This window comes from Clostridium sartagoforme AAU1, assembly GCF_000401215.1.
GTDB classification, from domain to species: Bacteria; Bacillota; Clostridia; order Clostridiales; family Clostridiaceae; genus Clostridium; species Clostridium sartagoforme.
This window is the reverse complement of sequence record NZ_ASRV01000243.1, coordinates 1-1,754: the sequence shown is the minus strand read 5'-3', so window position 1 is coordinate 1,754 and position 1,754 is coordinate 1. Positions and strand designations below refer to the sequence as shown.

The window sequence follows — 1,754 nt, the reverse complement described above, 5'->3', positions numbered from 1 at the left end:
TTTTATTCCTAAATAAATCTAATACCTTTGCATTTTTTTCTGTTCTTTTCTTTCTAAAGTCTCTTTAAAGTTAAAGAAGATTATTGCCATGATTACTAAGATAATTGCTAATGCAATAATGTGCAATGTCTTATAACCAAATTTGTTAATTATAATTCCTGAAAGAAATACTATAAATCCAAAGCCTATAGATCCCCATTTTCTTATATCTGAAAATTCATACCCATTTTTATAGATAATTCTTCTATATATATTTCAAATACTCCTACCATTGGACTTAATAATAAGCCATAGAAAGGTGCAAAAACAATAGCTAAATCCTTATTTATAAACATAAGTCCAACTATAGCTATAAAAACTATTGCTAAATAAGTTAATATAAATTTGTTCTTGTTTTTTGAATTTGAAAACCTATTAGACAATAAAGGTTGTGCAATTATTGTAAACAGCGCTCCTATTGAAACTACCTGTCCAACTTCTACCAGCGATAAACCTATTTCTTGATTTAAATAAGGAAAATAAAAAGTTGTTAAAATACTATAAATTCCAATAGTTAAGAAGGTAGTCATATTATAATACTTTTTCATTTGTATTACCTCCGTTTTATTCTTACTACCTGTAAATTCTATCATTTGTGATTAATAAAGTAAATAAAAAGGTTGATATATGTAAGTTTGCTTATCCCGTCGCTTCACTCCAAGTCAACTTAAACTTACATATATCAACTTGAAAACTGAAGGAAACTCTAAAAAGCTATCCTAGTATATCTAAGATAGCTTTTTATTTTTCTTATTATTTATTACTCCATAATCCATGTAAATTACAGTATTCTCTTACTCTATCAACATTTCCACTTACGTTAAATTTAGCTTCTGGCTTTTCACCTGGTTTCAATTCTTTTCTTATAACTTCACCTTCAGTAGTTATAACTTCTACCCATTGAATAAAGTGCTCGTCCAACATTGGATGTGCAACTTCTCCAACTTTAACTAAAAGTTCTCCATTTTCTTCTACTGCCACAGGAATATGTTTTTCTACAGCTGCATCAACTGTGTTTTCATTTAATAATGTCATTGGTTTACCGCAACATACTAATGTTCCACCTGCTTCATTTAATACTTCTACCATAGATCCACAAACTCCACATTTATATACTTGTAATTTTTTAACCATAAAATTTCACTCCTTAATTATTTAATTTAATATATTTTACTATATATTGTTTACATTTACAAAGTTTTCTTAAAGTTCAATTGCATCCTCAGCTAATGATCGAACATAGCTGTATTCACTTACATCAAAGTATTCAAAATTAACATTAAGTTTCAAACTTTTTATAAATATTTTTAGCTTGTCTACTAATATTTCAGTACTAGCACTAATATCAATATGCTTTTCATTTAAATAATCTACTAACATTAAATTAGATATATATACAGTTACACTTTCAGCATCTTTTGATTTTGAAATAATATCTATTCCATGTAAAATAGCATAAATTTGAGCTTCACAACAAGTCCCAGTACCTACATTTCTTGAAAATGATGTTTCATCTCCATAATCGTTTAAGATTACTCCTCCTATTCCAATATTACTTTGAAAACTTCTATAGTTTTTACATTTCCCATTTACATAAAGTCTATATTTCATATATCCTCCATTTATAAACTTATATATTATAAAATTATTCAATTTATAATATTATTATTCTTAAAGGATATATAAATTTTTATACTTATCTATAGGAAAATTCT

4 protein-coding genes are annotated in these 1,754 nt (G+C 26.3%); all 4 read right to left on the bottom strand.

Annotated elements, in window-relative coordinates:
- Positions 1 to 18: 18 nt before the first annotated feature.
- The 4 genes from A500_RS22105 to A500_RS18695 all read right to left on the bottom strand — a co-directional run bounded on the left by A500_RS22105 (position 19) and on the right by A500_RS18695 (position 1,650).
- Positions 19 to 174, bottom strand: a complete 156-nt coding sequence (locus A500_RS22105) for a hypothetical protein (RefSeq protein WP_423219305.1) — start codon at positions 172 to 174, stop codon at positions 19 to 21.
- A gap of 29 nt (positions 175 to 203) precedes the next feature.
- Positions 204 to 587 carry an MFS transporter gene (locus A500_RS18705; protein WP_016209145.1) on the bottom strand — a complete coding sequence of 128 codons (384 nt, stop codon included), beginning with the start codon at positions 585 to 587 and terminating at the stop codon, positions 204 to 206.
- A gap of 205 nt (positions 588 to 792) precedes the next feature.
- On the bottom strand, positions 793 to 1,173 hold the full coding sequence (locus A500_RS18700) for a desulfoferrodoxin (protein WP_016209144.1): 381 nt from the start codon (positions 1,171 to 1,173) through the stop codon (positions 793 to 795).
- A 69-nt stretch (positions 1,174 to 1,242) separates the two neighbouring features.
- The gene (locus A500_RS18695) at positions 1,243 to 1,650 is read right to left on the bottom strand and encodes a ribonuclease H family protein (protein WP_016209143.1); all 408 of its coding nucleotides are present in this window, start codon (positions 1,648 to 1,650) and stop codon (positions 1,243 to 1,245) included.
- Positions 1,651 to 1,754: the final 104 nt, after the last annotated feature.